The organism is Streptomyces sp. NPDC088124, assembly GCF_040685895.1.
Classification (GTDB): Bacteria; Actinomycetota; Actinomycetes; order Streptomycetales; family Streptomycetaceae; genus Streptomyces.
Genome location: NZ_JBFBJB010000022.1, coordinates 1 through 16,348 on the forward strand (window position 1 = coordinate 1; position 16,348 = coordinate 16,348).

Genomic DNA, 16,348 nt, shown 5'->3' on the forward strand with positions numbered 1-16,348 from the left:
AGCCGCTCTCCGGCTCGGGGCGACGGGCGTTCGGGCTCTTCCCGGCCCGACGGGGCGGACCTCGCCGTGGCGGCCCGCCGGGAGGGCCCGGTCAGGCGCCCGCGGCGAGCGCCCGGCGACGGCGGGCGAGGAACACCGACCCGCCGACGGCGCCCACGGCGACCAGCCCACCGCCCAGCGCCATTTCCGTGGAACTGGGACCGACGGAACCCCCGAGCCCGCCCAGCGCACCGAGCCCCTCCACCACCCGGAACTGGTGCGTGACGGTACGCGGGTCGTCACTGCACCGGACGGCCAGGTTGTAGTGCCCGGGCGTGGTGAAGTCATGGATCCGGGCACGGGCCGAGGAGTGCCCCGAGGAGTTGACGGACAGTTCGACCCGGGAAAAGGCGTTGGACGTGACCGTGCCTCCATGGCCGCAACCCTCCACACGGATGTGGAGCGTGCCGCCCCGGTGCACCTCGAACGGGTCGACGGAGACTTCGCGGGGGCCATTGGTGGCGCCGGCCAGCGGGGCGGAGAGCGCCACGGCCGCGCAGGCCGTCGCGGTCACCGCGAGAGCGCGTGAAGCACGCATCGTTGAACCTCCAGCGGAAGACGCCCCAAAGCGGCGCTCCGGGATATTCGACGAGAACGTCTTCCATGACGAACCCTCACCGGGCAACCGGAAGCGCGCATTTCGACCGGGTGTGCACCAGTACCGCGACACGCCGTCAGAAGGACGCTCCGCAGGGCGGAGTCGCAGGTCACGGACCGTCAGAAATTCTGTCGGCCGCATTACTCGGTTGGGGCGGCACGCTGACCCGCCCGGGGTATTCCCGGCGCGGGCCTCACCCGTTCGCCCGCCCCTGATCGCCGGTCGGCCGCCCCGCCCTTACCGTGCCTCCAGGTCGCCCACGAAGGGAGAATTATGGGCCAGGACCATCACGCCCCGGAGTCGAGGAAGCGCTCGCCGTGGGGCGTTCTGGCTCTCGTCATGCTCACGGGGATCGCCCTGATGCGCAACGGGGTGGACGCACCGCTGGGGCCGCCGCAGCCGGCGTCCGCGGCGGCGCCGGTCAGCAGGCCCGACCCGGCCGCGCTCGCCATTTCCGCCGTGCCGGACGTCAGGCCCCTGCCGTACGCCCCGATGTCCCGGATCCGCATCGAGGCGATCAAGGTGGACGCCCCGGTGATGGACGTGGGACTCGACCCGGACGGCTGGATCTCCGCCCCGCCGCCGCAGGACCCCAATCTGGCCGGCTGGTACCAGAACGGCGTGTCACCGGGGCAGCGCGGCACCGCGGTGGTGGTCGGCCATGTCGACAACCAGGCGGGTCCCACCGTCTTCTACGGGCTGGGCGCGCTGGCGAAGGGCCGGCATGTGGAGGTGGACCGGTTCGACGGCACGACCGCGGTGTTCGAGGTGTACGGGGTCGAGGTCTTCGCCAAGAACGACTTCCCGGGTTCGCGGGTGTACGGCGACACCGGCCACCCCGAGCTGCGGGTGATCACCTGCGGCGGCGGCTACTCCAGGGCCGGGGGGTACGACGGCAACGTCGTCGTCTTCGCCCGGATGGTCGGCACGCGCTGACGGTACGGGGCCGGCCCCACCCGGGACCGGCCCCGTACCCCTGCTCCCGTCCACCTCAGCGGTGCGGCACCGCGATGCGGTAGCCCGCGTCCAGCAGCCTGGGCAGATAGCGGCGCAGCGCCGCCACGCTCTGCGAGCGGTCGCCGCCCGCGTCGTGGGACAGGATGACGACACCCGGGCCCGCGCCGTCCAGCACCCTGCGGACGATCGTGCCGGTGCCCGGCGTGGTCCAGTCGAGGCTGTCGACGGTCCAGGCCAGCGGTTCCATGCCCATTTCCGCGCCGAGTTCGAAGGAGTGCCGGTTCCAGGCGCCGTACGGCGCGCGGTACCAGAGCGGCGTGGCCCCGACGGTCTCCTCGACCACCTCGCTGGTGCGCTCCAGCTCGCCGCGGATCCCGGAGCGGGTGAGCTTGGTCATCTGCGGATGCGACCAGGAGTGGTTGCCGATGACATGGCCGTCGTCGGCGATCTCCCGCAGCAGATCGCGGTGGACGTCGGCCATCTCGCCGCAGACGAAGAACATCGCGCGGACGTCGTGGTCGCGCAGGGTGCGCAGGATGCCCGGGGTGTACGCGGGGTCGGGCCCGTCGTCGAAGGTGAGCACCATGGTGCGGCCCAGATCGGGCAGTTCCAGGAAGGGCCTGTGGCGCACGGGGGGCAGGGGTCTGCCGACCCCGGTCCGCCCGCCCTCGGTCAGAGGCTGGAGCCGGTACGTGGAGGGCCGCAGACCGACGGCGGCCGGTGGCCCCGCGGCGCCCGGCCCGGCGGCGCCCCTTCCCGCGGCGCCCGGGGCCGGCAGGTCCGGGCCGGCCGGCGGGGGCGGCCCGGCGGGGCGGCCGGGTGTGCCGGCCTCGCCGGTGCTGAGCACCCGGGCGGTGACCGCGACGCCGAGACAGGCGGCGATCCGGAGCATCCCACGACGCCCCAGAATCATCTGATCCTTTTTCATGACCAATGGTTCATACGGCGGATCGGCCACGCCGTTCACCAACACTGGTTATCCCGGGGAAAGCACCCAATGGGATGAGGGGCGGAGCGGAACTCACCCCCCGCGCACCAGTGGGAACGGCAGTGTCTCACGGATGGTCAGCCCGGTGAGAAACATGATGATCCGGTCCACCCCGAGCCCCAGACCGCCGGTGGGCGGCATGGCGTACTCCAGCGCCGCCAGGAAGTCCTCGTCGAGTTCCATCGCCTCGGGGTCGCCGCCCGCGGCGCGCAGGGACTGCGCGGTGAGCCGCCGCCGCTGCTCCTCCGGGTCGGTCAGCTCGGAGTAGGCGGTGCCCAGTTCGGTGCCGTACGCGACGAGGTCCCAGCGCTCGGCGAGCCGTGGATCGGCCCGGTGGCCCCGGGCGAGCGGCGAGACGTCGGCCGGGAAGTCCTTGTAGAAGACGGGCTCCCCGGTCCTCTCCTCCACCAGCCGCTCGTACATCTCCAGCACGACCTCGCCCCGCGTGTCGTCCGGGGTGTGCGGCACGCCCGACCGGTCGCACAGCCTCCGCAGCGCCGCCTCGCCGGTACCGGCGCCGATCTCCTCGCCGAGCGCTTCGGACAGGGCCCCGTACACCGTCCTGACCGGCCAGCGCCCCGACAGGTCCACCTCGGCGGTCCGGCCGTCGGGGCCCTTCCTGCGGGCGACCGGCGCGCCGAAGGCCGCGGTCGCCGCGCCCTGAATCAGCTCACGGGCCAGATCGAGCATGACATCGTAGTCGGCGTACGCCTGGTACGCCTCCACCATGGTGAACTCGGGATTGTGCTTGGCGGAGACGCCCTCGTTGCGGAAGGTGCGGCCCAGTTCGAAGACCTTCTCCAGGCCGCCGACGCAGAGCCGTTTGAGATAGAGCTCGGGCGCGATCCGCAGGGTGAGGTCGAGGTCGTAGGCGTTGCTGTGAGTGGTGAACGGCCGGGCGTTGGCGCCGCCGTGCACCCGCTGGAGCACCGGCGTCTCGACCTCCAGATAGCCGCGGTCAAGCAGCCCCTGGCGCAGCGCGCGGACGACGGTGGAGCGGACGCGTACGACCGTACGGGCGCCGGGCGTGACCATCAGGTCCAGCGCGCGCAGGCGGACCCGGGCCTCGGGGTCGGTGAGGCCGTGCCGTTTGTCGGGCAGCGGGCGCAGGCAGAGGCCGGTGAGCCGCCAGTCGGTGACGAAGACGGAGAGCTCGCCGAGGTCGCTGGCGCCGATCTCGCCGGTGGCGGTGAGCTGGTCCCCCAGGCCGATGTCGGCGGTGAAGCGGCGCAGGGACGCCGCGCCGGCCGTGTCGCGGGCCACGACGAGCTGGAGGTCGCCGGACCAGTCGCGCAGGACGGCGAAGACGACGCCGCCGAAGTCGCGCAGCGCCATCACCCGGCCGGCGACGGTGGCCCGTTCGCCGGTACGGGAGCCGGCGGGCGGCGCGGGGTGCGCGGCCCTGATCCCCGCCAGGGTGGCGGTGGGGGGCGCCACGCCGACGGGGTAGGGATCCGTGCCCGACGCGCGCAGCCGTTCCGCCTTGCGGTGGCGGATCCGTATCCGCTCGGGCGCCCGGCGTTCCCGCGCGGCGGTCACGGTCCCGGGCCCCGGCAGCCGCAGCGCGTCGATGGCGGGCAGCCCCGCGGTGGTGGCCGGTCCCGCGACGCGGGTACGGGCACGCCACCGGCCCCGGGTGGCCCGCAGGCCGGGGACGGTGACGAAGCCCTCGGCGATGCCGGAGGCGAGGGCGATCCGGGCGAGGGAACCGGCGTCGCCGTAGCAGAGGAAGCGGGGGAACCACCGGGGCCGGTACTTGACGTTGGAGCGGTACAGGGCTTCGAGCTGCCACCAGCGGGAGAAGAAGAGCAGCAGCCTGCGCCAGAACCGCAGCACGGGGCCCGCGCCGATCCGGGCGCCCTCCTCGAAGGCGGCGCGGAAGACGGCGAAGTTGAGGGAGATCCGGCGGACGCCGAGCGAGCGGGCCTGGTCGCACAGCGCGGCGACCATGAACTCCATGACGCCGTTCGGGGCCTCGCGGTCGCGCCGCATCAGGTCGAGGGAGACGCCGTCCGGGCCCCAGGGAACGAAGGAGAGCAGGGCGATCAGGGTGCCCTCGGCGTCCCGTGCCTCGACGAGCAGGCACTCCCCGTCCCCGGGGTCGCCGAGCCGGTCGAGCGCCATGGAGAAGCCGCGTTCGGTGTCGGTGTCGCGCCAGGCGTCGGCGCGGTCGATGATCCGGTCCATCTCCGGCCGCGTGAGCGCCGAGTGCCGCCGGATCCGGACGGTGGCGCCGGTCCTGCGGACCCGGCCGACGGCCTGCCGGGTGACCCGCATCTCGGGCCCGGCGAGGTCGAACCGGTCGGTCAGGAGGATCGCCTCGTCGCCGAGCTGGATGGCTCCGAGCCCGGCCCGGGCGTAGGCGGTGGCGCCGTTCTCGGAGGCGCCCATGACCGCCGGGGCCCAGGCGTAGCGCCGGGCGAGGTCGAGCCAGGCCTCGATGGCGGGGGCCCAGGCCGCGCGGTCGCCCACCGGGTCGCCGCTGGCGAGGGCGACACCGGTCTCGACGCGGTAGGTGACGGCGGCCCGGCCGTTCGGCGAGAAGACGACGGCCTTGTCGCGGCGGGTGGCGAAGTAGCCCAGCGAGTCCTGGGCTCCGTACGCCCCGAGCAGGGCGCGGATCCGGGGTTCCTCGTCCCCGTGCAGGGCGGACTCGATGCGCTGCGAGCGGAAGAGGGTCGCGGCCGCGGTGAGCAGGGCCACGGCGCCGAACAGGCCGAGGACGAAGGAGACCGGGTGGGGCGGACGGCCGTCGAAGTCGCCCTCGGAGACCAGCCCGCCGAGCACCCGGTTGGCGGCCCACAGCAGGTGCTGGCTGCCCGCGAGGGTGCCGGGGAAGGCCGTGACCAGTCCCCAGCCGGCCAGTACCCCGGCGGCCAGCCCGAGGACCAGGACGAGCAGTGCCCTGAGGACGGAGCCGTGGCGGGTCTCCGCGTAGAAGTGGCGGCGTGCCAGGAGCAGCACGGAGATCGCGACGGCGCAGACCAGGAGGTTGGGCAGCCACATCCAGGCGGCGGCGGTCACCAGCAGCAGGTCGCCGAGGACGAGCAGCCCCAGATAGACGATCACCAGCCACCAGGCGACCTTCTTCCTGGCGCCGACGGCCGCGGCCAGGAGCAGCAGGAAGACCGCGTAGGCGAGGTTGTCGCTGAGCGGGACGACCACGGTGTCGAGGAAGCGGGTGACGGGGGCGAGCAGCCGGCGCAGCGGGACGATGAGCGCGATGGCCGCGCAGTACACGCCGAGCCCGACGAAGAACGCCGCGAGGACGCCGGGCACCCGGCTCAGGAGACGGCCGGGGGCGGCTCCGGTCCCCCGCGTCCGCTCCGTCCCGCGTCGCGGCCCGCGGTCCGGCCCCCGCTCCGGTGGCCGCTCCCGTCTCCGCCTGCCGACCCTCATGATCAGCACTCTAGGCAGACCGGCGTCGGGGTGCCCGTCGGGAGCGGATACCCTGCGTGCCGTGACCCAGCAGCCAACCAAATTCGAACGCGGCACCGACGGTCCGAAGGTGATCGTCGTCGGTGTGGACGGTTCCCAGTCCTCCTTCCGCGCCGCCGCGTACGCCGGCGGTCTCGCCCGGCGGCAGAACGCGCTGCTGGCGATCGTCTACGTACAGCCCGTGCTGACGGCGGGCGCCGCCCTCGGGGCCCCGGTCGCCGGGACGACCGGGGAGATCGCCGAGGAGCTGGTGGCGGAGATCCGCGCGTCGGTGGAGCGGGTCAAGGACAGCTGGGACGTCCGCTGGGAGTTCCACACCTTCCATGGGGACCCGTACAACGGCCTGGTCACCGCGGCCGACGAGCTGACGGCGGACGCGGTGGTGGTCGGCGCGTCGGAGTCGGCGGGGCACCGGTTCGTCGGTTCGGTGGCGGTACGGCTGGTCAAGGCGGGGCGCTGGCCGGTGACGGTCGTTCCGTAGCGGTCCGCCCGCGGACATCCTCGCCGCCCGTACGCCACCGTCCGTACGCCACCGTCCGTACGCCGCCGTCCGTACGCCGCCGTCCGTACGCCGCCGTCCGTACGCCGCCGTCCGTACGCCGCCGTCCGTACGCCGTCCGCCGCCGGCCGGTCACCGTCCGTCAGCCGTCGCCCTCGGTGAGCCCGTCGGCGGCGGCGCCGCGGCTCAGCACCGCCTCGGTGATGGACGACCTGGCCTCCCGGTAGTCGTCGCGCTCGGGGTCGTCGCGCAGGGCGCGCGGCAGGCTGACGACACGCCCGGAGGTGAGATCCATGAGCTGCGGGACGAACTCGGCCTTCTCGACCCGCCAGCGCTGTCCCGGCGCGGCGGGCGGCGCGAAGGTGAATCTGCCGATCGAGCCCTGATTGCCGCGTCCGTCCTGGTCGCCGTCGTCGTTGGCCATCGTGCCGGCGATCTGGTCACCCATCCCGTAGATGATCCAGGTCCCGTTGACCTTCTCGTACGCCTGCGGGACATGCGCGTGGGTGCCGAGGATCAGGTCGATGTCGGGGCGGCCCCCGGTGCGGGACGCGGTGAGCTTCCGGCCGAGACCGAGCTGGTCGTCGTCGGGCTCGGTCTGCCACTCGGTGCCCCAGTGCACGCTGACCACGACGATGTCGGCGCCCGCCGCGCGGGCGGCGCGCGCGTCGGCGACGATCCGGCGCTCGTCGATGAGGTTGACGGCCCAGGGCTGCCCTTCGGGGAACGGCTGGTCGTTGGTGCCGAAGGTGTACGCGAGCTGGGCGACCCGGGCGCCGCCGCTCGCGGTCAGCAGGGCCGGGCGGCGGGCCTCGGCGGCGGAGCGCGCCGAGCCCGTGTGCTTCAGCCCGGCTCTGTCGAAGGCGTCGAGGGTGCGGCGTACGCCGTCGGCACCGTCGTCCAGGGTGTGGTTCGAGGCGGTGGAGCAGGAGTCGTAGCCGGTCGCGCGCAGGCCCGCGGCGATCTGAGGCGGGGAGACGAAGGCCGGGTAACCGGAGAACGGTCCGTCCTCCTCGCCGTACACCGTCTCCATGTGGCAGATCGCCAGACCGGCCCCGGAGACGACCGGTTTCACCCCGGCGAGCATGGGCCGGAAGTCGTATCCGTCGCCGTCGTCCGAGGCCTCCTGGCCCCAGGCGATCACGGAGTCGTGCGGCAGGACGTCGCCCGAGGCGACGAGGGTGAAGCCGCGCTGCGGGCCGGAGCCGGCCGCCCCCGAGGGGAACGCGGCGCCGTGCCCCGGCGGCCCGTGGGGGACGGCGGGCCGACCGGGGGCACTGCAGGCCGCCATGGTGCCGAGGAGCAGCGCGGCGGCGGCCACGGCTCCCTGTCGCATGCGCTGGGTCATCGGGAAGGCTCCGGTTTCGGTGTCACGGTCCGTGTCGCGGTCGCTGGAGCGATACGGCCGGAAGGCGAGATGACAGGAGATGAGAAGGGATAGCGTCCCGATGAATCCATATAGTCACATAAACGTATGTCAATGAACCAAGCCGACATCACACCCGAAAGGGCCCGAATGCCACCGGGCGACCGTTCACCGCACCACTCGCCGCAGTGAGCGACCGCTCGTCGCAGATCTCGGTGCGCTCCCTGTCCCTCGGCGCCGCCATGCGTTCGGATACGGCAGGCGGCAGCGAATCACCGCAGGACAGCGACCCCGACGGGAAGGGCGTTCACGATGACCACCGCCACGGCCACGGAGACGACCGACGAACGGGCGCTGGCGGAGCTTCAGCGCGACCACGGCCCCGCCCTGCTCAACTTCCTGCTGGGACTGACCTACGGCGACCGGCAGCGCGCCGAGGATCTGCTCCAGGAGACCCTGGTACGGGCCTGGCTCCACCCCGAGGCGTTCGAGGGGCCCTTCGAGTCGATGCGGCCGTGGCTCTTCACCGTCGCCCGCAGGCTCGCGATCGACGCGCGCAGATCACGCCTCGCGCGCCCCCCGGAGGTCAGCGACGGGGTCCTCGCCGCCACCGCCGACCCCGAGGACCGCACCGAGAGCACGGTCGCGGCGCTGGACGTACGCCAGGCGGTGCGGACGCTGAGCCGCGAGCACCGCGCGGTGCTCGCCCAGATCTACTTCCGCGGACTGAGCGTGAACGAGGCCGCGCGGGCGCTCGGCATCCCGCCCGGCACGGTCAAGTCCCGTTCGTACTACGCCCTGCGGGCGCTCTCCCGCGAACTGCCCGGCTACAGCAGGTCCTCCTCGTCCAGCAGCGCGAGCAGCGACGGTACGTCGGCCACCTCCAGGTAGGCGGCGCCACACGCGTCACACCGCGCGAGGTGGCCCGCGACCCGGCGGTCCTCCGCCGGGCCGAGCGCCTCCAGCACATAGGCGCCCAGAAGCGACCGCACATGCGGACCGGAATCGTCCGCTCCATCGCCGGGCGCGTCACTCTCGGCCTCACCCGTCACAATCCGCTCCCGTCCGCCGCCGGATCCTGCCCTTCTGGCCACGCGGGGCGGTCTCCGCCGGTTCAATGCTCCCTTAGGCACGCTTCGGGGGAAGAAAGGAAGGCGGAAAAGCAATGCGTCCGGAATGTACCGAAGGGGCAGGCAGCGGTGGCCTTCTGGTGCCCATGGCTTGGATGTACGCCGAGTACATCGCCGACGAGCTGCTGCGCACCGGTGATCTGATGCCACCCACGACGCTGGAGTACCGGGCGGGCCGGGACGCGCTCGCCCTGACCATCTTTCTCTCGGACAGTTCGGTGGGCGGCCCGCGTGTCGTGGCCAGGATGGAGGAATGGCGCTCGCTGACGGCGTACGGGACCTCCTGGCGGGAGTGGGTGTGCGGGCGCCTCGACCTGCTGGAGGCGGCCGACTTCGAGTCGCCCTCCGAGGTCCGCGACCCGGATCTGGCGCTGGCCGGTGAGGCCTGGCGCTGGCTGGAGGAGACGGAACTGCTGGCGCCGGACCTCGACGCGGTGGGCCCGCCGCGCGGGACCGGGACGGCGTGGCGCGGGGGCGGGGCCGCGGGGGAACCGGCGGCCGGGTGCGGGGAGTTCGCCGACGGTTACCCCGGCGGGTTCGCCGACGGGGCCGCCCACGGGTTCGCGGGAGAGGAGGAGGGTCCGCAGGTGTGGACGCCGGCCTGGCAGCTCGGGCTGCCGCTCGGCCATCTCGCGATCCATCTCTTCTGATCCGGCCGTCTCTTCCGGTCCGGCGGGCCGGTGCCGAGCGCGCCCGGCGGGACCGGCGCCCGGTCAGGTGCCGTGCACTCCGGCGCGGTACTTGGGCACCCGTACCGTGATCTTCGTGCCCGCGCCGACGCCGGTCTCGATGACCAGGCCGTACTCGTCGCCGTAGACCTGACGCAGCCGTTCGTCCACGTTGAGCAGCCCGATGCCGGTGGAGGCGTCGCCCTCGCCGCGCAGGATCCGGCGCAGCCGGTCCGGCTCCATGCCGACACCGTCGTCCTCGATCACCACCTCCGCCTCGGCGCCCGCGTCGAGCGCGCTGATGGTGATGCGGCTCGTGGTGACGGCTCCTTCGAGACCGTGTTTGACGGCGTTCTCGACGAGGGGCTGGAGACAGAGGAACGGCAGCGCCACCGGCAGCACTTCGGGGGCGATCTGCAGCGTGACCGAGAGCCGTTCGCCGAACCGGGCCCGGACGAGCGCCAGATACTGGTCGATCGAGTGGAGTTCATCGGCGAGGGTGGTGAACTCACCGCGCCTGCGGAACGAGTAGCGGGTGAAGTCCGCGAACTCCAGCAGGAGTTCACGGGCCCGCTCCGGGTCGGTGCGGACGAACGAGGCGATGGCGGCCAGCGAGTTGAAGATGAAGTGCGGGGAGATCTGCGCCCGCAGCGCCTTGATCTCCGCCTCGATCAGCCGGGTGCGGGAGCGGTCCAGCTCGGCGAGTTCGAGCTGCACGGAGACCCAGCGGGCCACTTCCCCGGCGGCCCTGGCGAGCACCGCGGACTCGCGCGGCGCGTAGGCGACCAGGGTGCCGAGTACGCGGTTGTCCACGGTCAGCGGGGCGGCCACGCCCCAGCGCAGCGGGCAGTCGAGATCGTCGCAGCCGTCCGTGAAGGCCGTGCCGCGTCCGCTGGCGAGCAGCCCCTCGACCCGTTCCATCGCCCGGTCCGCGTGGTGTGCGCCGAGCCCGTCCCAGGCGAGGACGCCCTCCCGGTCGGTGAGACAGAGCGCGTCGGTGCCGAGCAGGGAGCGCAGCCGGTGGGCGGCCTTGCCCGCGCTCTCCTCGGTGAGTCCGGCCCGGAGCGGGGGCGCGGCGAGCGAGGCGGTGTGCAGGGTCTCGAAGGTGGCGTGCTCGACGGGGGTGCCGACGTCGCTGATCCGCTCGGGGCGCGCGGTACGGCGCCCGAGGACGAAGCCGCCCGCGAGGAGCAGCGGGCCGAGCACGATCAGCACGGCGAGGGCGGCTCCGCTCATGGCGCGCCCCCCGCGACTCCGTTCACGAGGCGCCTCCATCGGGATCCGTTCACGAGGCGACGTCGGCGGGTTCCGTTCACCGGGTGCCTCCCGCGCTGTCCCGGCCGCCCGGCATCAGGGTCTCCGGGAGGTGGAAGCGGGTCATGGCGGCGTTGGTGCCGGGCGGTATCCGGCTCCGGGTGGCCAGCGAGACCAGGATCATCGCGAGGAAGCCGACCGGTACGGACCACACGGCGGGCCAGGCCAGCAGCGCGTGCGGCCAGCCGGACCGTACCGTACCGCTCACCGTGATCACCGTCGCCGCGAACGAGAGACCGCCGCCGAGCAGCAGCCCGGCGATCGCGCCGGGCGGGGTGAGCCGCCGCCACCAGATCCCGAGCACGAGCAGGGGGCAGAACGAGGACGCGGAGACCGCGAAGGCCATCCCGACGGAGTCCGCCACGGGGATCCCACTGACCAGCAGCGAGCCGCCGAGGGGGACGGCCATGGCGAGCGGGGTCGCCAGCCGGAAGTCCCGGACCCCGCGCGAGGGAAGGACGTCCTGGGTGAGCACCCCCGCGACGGCCGTCGTCAGTCCGGAGGCGGTCGACAGGAACGCGGCGAACGCCCCGCCCGCCACCAGCGCGCCCAGCAGATCGCCGCCGAGCCCGCCGATCGCGCGCTCCGGGAGCAGCAGGACGGCGGCGTCGGCGTCCGCGCCGCCCGGCAGTCCGGGCACGTAGAGCCGGCCCAGCGCGCCGTACACGGGCGGCAGCAGGTAGAACGCGCCGATCAGCGCGAGAACCACCACCGTGGTGCGGCGGGCGGCCCGCCCGTTGGGGCTGGTGTAGAAGCGGACGACGACATGGGGCAGCCCCATCGTGCCGAGGAAGGTCGCCACGATCAGCCCGTAGGTGGCGTAGAGCGGGTGGTCGGCGCGTCCGGCGAGGTCGCCCGTCAGATCGAGGTCCACGGGCGGCCGCCCGTCGCCCTGCCAGGCCAGCAGCAGGAAGATTGCGGGGACGAGGAGCGCGGTGAGCTTGAGCCAGTACTGGAACGCCTGCACGAAGGTGATGCTGCGCATCCCGCCCGCCGCGACGGCCACCACCACGACGAGGGAGACGAGCACCCCGCCGAACCAGCCGGGCGCACCGGTGAGGATCTTCAACGTCAGCCCGGCGCCCTGGAGTTGGGGCACGAGATAGAGCCAGCCCGCACCGACCACGAAGACGCTCACCAGCCGCCGCACCGCCCGCGACTCCAGCCGCCCCTCCGCGAAGTCCGGCAGGGTGTACGCGCCCGAGCGGCGCAGCGGGGCGGCGACGAAGACGAGCAGCACGAGGTAGCCGGCGGTGTAGCCGACCGGGTACCAGAGCATGTCGGGTCCGTGCAGCAGCACCAGCCCGGCGACCCCGAGGAAGGAGGCGGCGGAGAGGTACTCGCCGCTGATCGCGGCGGCGTTGAGGGCGGGACCGACCGAGCGGGAGGCGACGTAGAAGTCCGAGGTGGTACGGGAGATCCGCAGCCCGAAGCCGCCGACGAGGACGGTGGCGAGGACGACGACGGCGATCGCCGCGGCGGGATGGCTCTGGCTCACGGGGCGGGCCGGCCCTTCACCAGCCGGGCGAAGTCACGTTCGTTGCGTTCGGCGCGCCGCACGTACCACCAGGCGAGCAGAGTGAGCAGCGGATACGCGGCGAAGCCCAGCACGACCCAGACGGCGGTGGCGTCGCGCAGCGTGGCGAAGGCGAGGGGCAGGGTGCCCGCCACGAGGGCCAGTACCGCGAACGCGGTGAGTCCGGCCCGTAGTTGACTGCGCATCAGGGAGCGGACGTACGCGTCGCCGAGCGCGGTCTGCTCGGCTATCTCCGCCTGGGCGCGGTAGCGCGGCAGGGGCCGTACGCGCCGGGGCTCCCCGGTGACGGTCTCGCGGCGCGGCGCCGCGGGCTCCCCCGCCATGGTGTCTCCTCCCCCGCCGTGCCGTCGTACCGCCGTACGCTCCGTACCTTCGTACGCTCCGTACCGCCGTGCGCTCCGTGCCTTCGCACACTCCGTGCCGGGCCCCCGGTCCTGCGGCGGCTCGCGCCCGGAGTGTACGCAGCCCGGTGATCCGAGGGGAAGGCCCTGGTCAGCGACCGGTCTGCCGCATCAGCAGATCCCTCAGCGCGCGGGCGTGGCGGCGGCTGACGGCCAGCTCGGCGTCGCCGACGCGGACGCTCATCGCGCCGGCGTCCAGCCGCATCTCGTCGATCCTGGCCAGCGCGACGAGATGGCGGCGGTGGATCCGTACGAACCCCCGCGCCCGCCAGCGCTCCTCCAGCGTGGTCAGCGGGATCCGTACGAGGTGGCTGCCGGTGCCGGTGTGCAGCCGGGCGTAGTCGCCCTGCGCCTCGGCGTAGGCGATGTCGTCGACGGCGACGAAGCGGATCACCCCGCCCAGTTCGACCGCGATCTGGTCGGCCGCGGGGGCGGCGGCCGGCGTACGCTCCCCCACCAGCCCGTCGACCCGCCGCACGGCCTCCGCCAGCCGCTCCCTGCGGACGGGCTTGAGGACGTAGTCGACGGCCTTCAGGTCGAACGCCTGGACCGCGAAGCCCTCGTGGGCGGTGACGAAGACGATCAGCGGGGGCTCGGCGAAACCGGCGAGGAGCCGGGCGACGTCGAGTCCGCTCAGCCCGGCCATGTGGATGTCGAGGAAGACGACATCGACGGCGGCGGGGTCGTCGGGCCCGGCTTCGAGCGCGGCGCCGATCCTGCGCAGTGCCTCGGTCGCGCTGGTGGCTCCCTCGGCCCGCCGGATCCGCGGATCGGCCCTGAGCAGGTACAGAAGCTCCTCCAGGGCCGGTTCTTCGTCGTCCACAGCCAGTACGCGCAGCATGACGCCGGAGTGTAGGGGTTAGGTCAGGCTTTCCTTGAATGATTCGGCGCTCCACTGCGTAACAGTCAACATGCGGACCTTGGACCTCCATCGCGATGTCGGCGCCTATGCACTGGGCGTGCTCGACGCCGCGGACGCCTTTCGCTTCGAGGATCACCTCATGGAGTGCCCGCAGTGCACCCTGTCACTGGGTGACTTCGGCGGGGTGAAGACACAGCTCGACCTCTACGCCCGGCAGACCCCGGCCGGGATGGCGCCGGTCGTCGTCGCGGGACCGGAGATGCTGGCGCGGCTGCTCGGGCGTACGGCGGAGGGCCGGCGCCGCAGCCGCAGGCGGCGGCTCGCGCTGGTGGCCGTGGCGGCGGCGCTGGTGATGGGGGGGCCGCTCACCGTCCTCGGGGTGACCCGGTCGACGACCGCGGGGCCCGCGGCGGCGACGCAGTGGACGGCGTCGGACCACACGACGGGGATGGCCGCGGTGGTGACGACGGCGGCCACCGACTGGGGTACGAACATCGGTCTCGAACTGGTGCGGCCCGCCGCCTCCGGAGTCTGCGCGCTCGTCGCCGTGGGCAAGAACGGCTCCAGCGAGACGGTGACGAGCTGGGGATCCCGCGCGGAGGACGGCGGGCGGCTGATCACCCGCGGCGGCGCGGCGATGCGTCCCGACGAGATCCACCACTTCGAGATCCGGTCCGGGGACGGCCGCGTCCTGGCGCGGATCGGCGGCAGCTGAGGCGGATCGGCGGCAGCTGAGGCGGATCGGCGGCAGCCGACGGGGCCGGGCTATTTGAGCAGCCGGGACATCCTCCGGTCGGCGAGCGGCCGGCCGCCCGTCTGGCAGGTGGGGCAGTACTGGAGCGAGGAGTCGCTGAAGGAGACCTCCCTGATGGTGTCCCCGCAGACGGGGCACGCCTCGCCGGTACGGCCGTGCACCCGCAGGCCGGTCTTCTTCTCCGCCTTGAGCCCGCCGGCGGCGACCCCGCGCGAGCGCTCGACGGCGTCGCCGAGGGTGGCGCGCAGCGCCTCGTACAGCCCGGTGATCTCGTCCTCCGAGAGGTTCTTCACCGGTTTGAACGGGGACATCCGCGCGGCGTGCAGGATCTCGTCGCTGTAGGCGTTGCCGATACCGGCGATGAGCCGCTGGTCGCGCAGGGCGCCCTTGATCTGGCGGCGTTCCCCGGCGAGCAGCCGGGCGAACGCGGCGCGGTCGAAGGCGGCGTCGAGCGGGTCGGGGCCGAGCCGGGCGATGCCGGGGACGTCGGCGGGGTCGCGGACGAGGTGAACGGCGAGGCGCTTGGCGGTGCCCGCCTCGGTCAGGTCGAAGCCGTCCCCCTCGGCGAGCACGGTGCGCCAGGCGAGCGGCCCCTTGCCGGGGCGGGGCGGCGCGCCGGAGAACGAGTCCTTCCAGCGCAGCCAGCCCGCGCGGGCCAGATGGACGGCGAGATGCAGCTCGCCGGTGTCACGCGTCCCGCCCGCGCCGCCCACGCCCGCGTCCACGCCTGCGCCTGCGCCTGCATCCGCGTCCACGCCCGCGCCCGCGCCTCCGGTGACGATGTCGAGATATTTTCCGTGGCGGGCGACGGCGGTGACCGTGGTGCCTTCGAGCGCCGAGAGCGGCGGATCATAGGTCTTGAGGACGTTGACCGTCAGCGGGAGGACACGGACGATCTCCTTGCCGACCAGACGGCTGTCGAGAAACGCGCGCAGCGCTTCGACCTCGGGCAGTTCCGGCATGTCTCCAGCGTGCCGCAGGGCCGCGGGGAACGCCCGACGAGGTCCTCCCCGTTGTACGGGTGGCCCGGGACCCCCGCCCGACTCCCCCGCCCGCAGGAAGGAAGGCCCACGTGCCCGTACGAGACCGGCGAGCCGCCGTCCGGCCCGCCCTCGTCCTCGACCGGACCGCCGCGCGCCCCCGGGCCGTCGTCCTGGTGCTGCACGGCGGACGCGCGGAGAGCGAGCGCCCGCCATCCCGGCTCAATCCGCCGGGGGCGCGGATGCGGCCGTTCACCCGCGCGGTGCTCCGCGCCACCGAGGGCCACGACGTGGTGGTGGGCCGGGTCCGCTACCGCCACCGGGGGTGGAACGGAACGCGCGCCGACGCCGCCCGGGACGCCCGGCGGGCGCTGGACGAGCTGGAGCAGCTGGTCGGACCGGTGCCCGTGGTGCTCGTGGGGCACTCGATGGGCGGGCGCGCCGCGCTGGCCGCCGCCGGTCACGAGCAGGTCGTCGGCGTGGTGGGACTCGCCCCGTGGTGCCCGCCGGGCGAGCCGGTGGGGCAGCTGGCGGGCCGCCGGATCGTGCTGCTGCACGGCGACCGCGACCGGACGACGGACCCCCGGGAGAGTGTGGCGCTGGCCGCCCGCGCCAGGGACGCGGGCGCCGAGGCGTGTGCCGTGCTCCTCTCCGGCGGCGATCACCCGATGCTGCGGCGGGCCGGCACGTGGCACGCGCTGGGTACCGGTTCGGTCACCGGGCTGCTCGGCCTCGGCCGGTTCCCCGCCGAGGTGGCGGACGCCTTCCTGCGGGCGGCCGCCGGGGAGGAGACGGACCCGGTCCAGCGCGTGTAGGG

Annotated in this window: 16 protein-coding genes; 6 read left to right on the forward strand and 10 right to left on the reverse strand. The window is 73.7% G+C overall.

Annotated features, from left to right (window positions below; all coding sequences use genetic code 11):
* Window positions 1-91: 91 nt before the first annotated feature.
* A complete protein-coding gene (locus AB0P17_RS19390; protein ID WP_365812502.1) occupies window positions 92-577 on the reverse strand; it encodes a hypothetical protein in 486 nt (161 codons plus the stop codon).
* A 333-nt stretch (window positions 578-910) separates the two neighbouring features.
* Between AB0P17_RS19390 and AB0P17_RS19395 the strand changes: the two genes are divergently transcribed.
* Window positions 911-1,573, forward strand: a complete 663-nt coding sequence (locus tag AB0P17_RS19395; RefSeq protein WP_365812504.1) for a class F sortase — start codon at window positions 911-913, stop codon at window positions 1,571-1,573.
* 55 nt (window positions 1,574-1,628) lie between these two features.
* On the opposite strand, the gene AB0P17_RS19400 is transcribed toward AB0P17_RS19395, so the two are convergent.
* Both AB0P17_RS19400 and lysX read right to left on the reverse strand, forming a co-directional pair.
* The gene (locus AB0P17_RS19400) at window positions 1,629-2,522 is read right to left on the reverse strand and encodes a polysaccharide deacetylase family protein (protein WP_365812507.1); all 894 of its coding nucleotides are present in this window, start codon (window positions 2,520-2,522) and stop codon (window positions 1,629-1,631) included.
* Window positions 2,523-2,615: 93 nt separating this feature from the next.
* On the reverse strand, window positions 2,616-5,981 hold the full coding sequence (lysX, locus tag AB0P17_RS19405; RefSeq protein ID WP_365812509.1) for a bifunctional lysylphosphatidylglycerol synthetase/lysine--tRNA ligase LysX: 3,366 nt from the start codon (window positions 5,979-5,981) through the stop codon (window positions 2,616-2,618).
* Window positions 5,982-6,042: 61 nt separating this feature from the next.
* Between lysX and AB0P17_RS19410 the strand changes: the two genes are divergently transcribed.
* Window positions 6,043-6,501: a universal stress protein gene (locus AB0P17_RS19410; RefSeq protein WP_365812511.1), complete on the forward strand. Its 459-nt coding sequence runs from the start codon at window positions 6,043-6,045 to the stop codon at window positions 6,499-6,501.
* A gap of 160 nt (window positions 6,502-6,661) precedes the next feature.
* Here the strand turns inward: AB0P17_RS19410 and AB0P17_RS19415 are convergent, their stop codons facing one another.
* A complete protein-coding gene (locus AB0P17_RS19415) occupies window positions 6,662-7,867 on the reverse strand; it encodes a CapA family protein (protein ID WP_365812513.1) in 1,206 nt (401 codons plus the stop codon).
* Window positions 7,868-8,197: 330 nt separating this feature from the next.
* Between AB0P17_RS19415 and AB0P17_RS19420 the strand changes: the two genes are divergently transcribed.
* Entirely contained in the window at window positions 8,198-8,776 is a 579-nt protein-coding gene (locus AB0P17_RS19420; protein ID WP_365812515.1) for a sigma-70 family RNA polymerase sigma factor, read from the forward strand.
* Here AB0P17_RS19420 and AB0P17_RS19425 read toward each other — a convergent pair.
* Window positions 8,713-8,937 carry a zf-HC2 domain-containing protein gene (locus tag AB0P17_RS19425; protein ID WP_365812517.1) on the reverse strand — a complete coding sequence of 75 codons (225 nt, stop codon included), beginning with the start codon at window positions 8,935-8,937 and terminating at the stop codon, window positions 8,713-8,715. The genes AB0P17_RS19420 and AB0P17_RS19425 overlap by 64 nt on opposite strands.
* A gap of 113 nt (window positions 8,938-9,050) precedes the next feature.
* Between AB0P17_RS19425 and AB0P17_RS19430 the strand changes: the two genes are divergently transcribed.
* Window positions 9,051-9,665 carry a hypothetical protein gene (locus AB0P17_RS19430; protein ID WP_365812519.1) on the forward strand — a complete coding sequence of 205 codons (615 nt, stop codon included), beginning with the start codon at window positions 9,051-9,053 and terminating at the stop codon, window positions 9,663-9,665.
* A gap of 63 nt (window positions 9,666-9,728) precedes the next feature.
* Here the strand turns inward: AB0P17_RS19430 and AB0P17_RS19435 are convergent, their stop codons facing one another.
* From AB0P17_RS19435 to AB0P17_RS19450, 4 genes are all read right to left on the reverse strand, one after another.
* The gene (locus AB0P17_RS19435) at window positions 9,729-10,919 is read right to left on the reverse strand and encodes a histidine kinase (RefSeq protein WP_365812521.1); all 1,191 of its coding nucleotides are present in this window, start codon (window positions 10,917-10,919) and stop codon (window positions 9,729-9,731) included.
* Between the two features lie 76 nt (window positions 10,920-10,995).
* Window positions 10,996-12,495: a cation acetate symporter gene (locus tag AB0P17_RS19440; RefSeq protein ID WP_365812522.1), complete on the reverse strand. Its 1,500-nt coding sequence runs from the start codon at window positions 12,493-12,495 to the stop codon at window positions 10,996-10,998.
* The gene (locus tag AB0P17_RS19445; protein WP_365812524.1) at window positions 12,492-12,857 is read right to left on the reverse strand and encodes a hypothetical protein; all 366 of its coding nucleotides are present in this window, start codon (window positions 12,855-12,857) and stop codon (window positions 12,492-12,494) included. Before AB0P17_RS19445 ends, AB0P17_RS19440 begins: the two co-directional genes overlap by 4 nt.
* Window positions 12,858-13,026: 169 nt before the next feature.
* On the reverse strand, window positions 13,027-13,776 hold the full coding sequence (locus AB0P17_RS19450; protein ID WP_365812526.1) for a LytTR family DNA-binding domain-containing protein: 750 nt from the start codon (window positions 13,774-13,776) through the stop codon (window positions 13,027-13,029).
* 70 nt (window positions 13,777-13,846) lie between these two features.
* Between AB0P17_RS19450 and AB0P17_RS19455 the strand changes: the two genes are divergently transcribed.
* The gene (locus AB0P17_RS19455) at window positions 13,847-14,512 is read left to right on the forward strand and encodes a zf-HC2 domain-containing protein (RefSeq protein WP_365812528.1); all 666 of its coding nucleotides are present in this window, start codon (window positions 13,847-13,849) and stop codon (window positions 14,510-14,512) included.
* A gap of 50 nt (window positions 14,513-14,562) precedes the next feature.
* Here the strand turns inward: AB0P17_RS19455 and AB0P17_RS19460 are convergent, their stop codons facing one another.
* Entirely contained in the window at window positions 14,563-15,513 is a 951-nt protein-coding gene (locus AB0P17_RS19460; protein WP_365812530.1) for a DNA-formamidopyrimidine glycosylase family protein, read from the reverse strand.
* 110 nt (window positions 15,514-15,623) lie between these two features.
* Between AB0P17_RS19460 and AB0P17_RS19465 the strand changes: the two genes are divergently transcribed.
* Window positions 15,624-16,346, forward strand: coding sequence for an alpha/beta fold hydrolase (locus tag AB0P17_RS19465; protein ID WP_365812533.1), 723 nt, complete (start codon window positions 15,624-15,626; stop codon window positions 16,344-16,346).
* Window positions 16,347-16,348: the final 2 nt, after the last annotated feature.

Excerpts from the sequence above, each read along its gene's own strand:
- AB0P17_RS19390 (WP_365812502.1), bottom strand. The coding sequence starts at position 577 with ATGCGTGCTTCACGCGCTCTCGCGGTGACCGCGACGGCCTGCGCGGCC.
- AB0P17_RS19420 (WP_365812515.1), top strand. The coding sequence starts at position 8,198 with ATGACCACCGCCACGGCCACGGAGACGACCGACGAACGGGCGCTGGCG.
- lysX (WP_365812509.1), bottom strand. The coding sequence starts at position 5,981 with ATGAGGGTCGGCAGGCGGAGACGGGAGCGGCCACCGGAGCGGGGGCCG.
- AB0P17_RS19460 (WP_365812530.1), bottom strand. The coding sequence starts at position 15,513 with ATGCCGGAACTGCCCGAGGTCGAAGCGCTGCGCGCGTTTCTCGACAGC.
- AB0P17_RS19450 (WP_365812526.1), bottom strand. The coding sequence starts at position 13,776 with ATGCTGCGCGTACTGGCTGTGGACGACGAAGAACCGGCCCTGGAGGAG.
- AB0P17_RS19435 (WP_365812521.1), bottom strand. The coding sequence starts at position 10,919 with ATGAGCGGAGCCGCCCTCGCCGTGCTGATCGTGCTCGGCCCGCTGCTC.
- AB0P17_RS19445 (WP_365812524.1), bottom strand. The coding sequence starts at position 12,857 with ATGGCGGGGGAGCCCGCGGCGCCGCGCCGCGAGACCGTCACCGGGGAG.
- AB0P17_RS19430 (WP_365812519.1), top strand. The coding sequence starts at position 9,051 with ATGCGTCCGGAATGTACCGAAGGGGCAGGCAGCGGTGGCCTTCTGGTG.
- AB0P17_RS19400 (WP_365812507.1), bottom strand. The coding sequence starts at position 2,522 with ATGAAAAAGGATCAGATGATTCTGGGGCGTCGTGGGATGCTCCGGATC.
- AB0P17_RS19455 (WP_365812528.1), top strand. The coding sequence starts at position 13,847 with ATGCGGACCTTGGACCTCCATCGCGATGTCGGCGCCTATGCACTGGGC.
- AB0P17_RS19395 (WP_365812504.1), top strand. The coding sequence starts at position 911 with ATGGGCCAGGACCATCACGCCCCGGAGTCGAGGAAGCGCTCGCCGTGG.
- AB0P17_RS19415 (WP_365812513.1), bottom strand. The coding sequence starts at position 7,867 with ATGACCCAGCGCATGCGACAGGGAGCCGTGGCCGCCGCCGCGCTGCTC.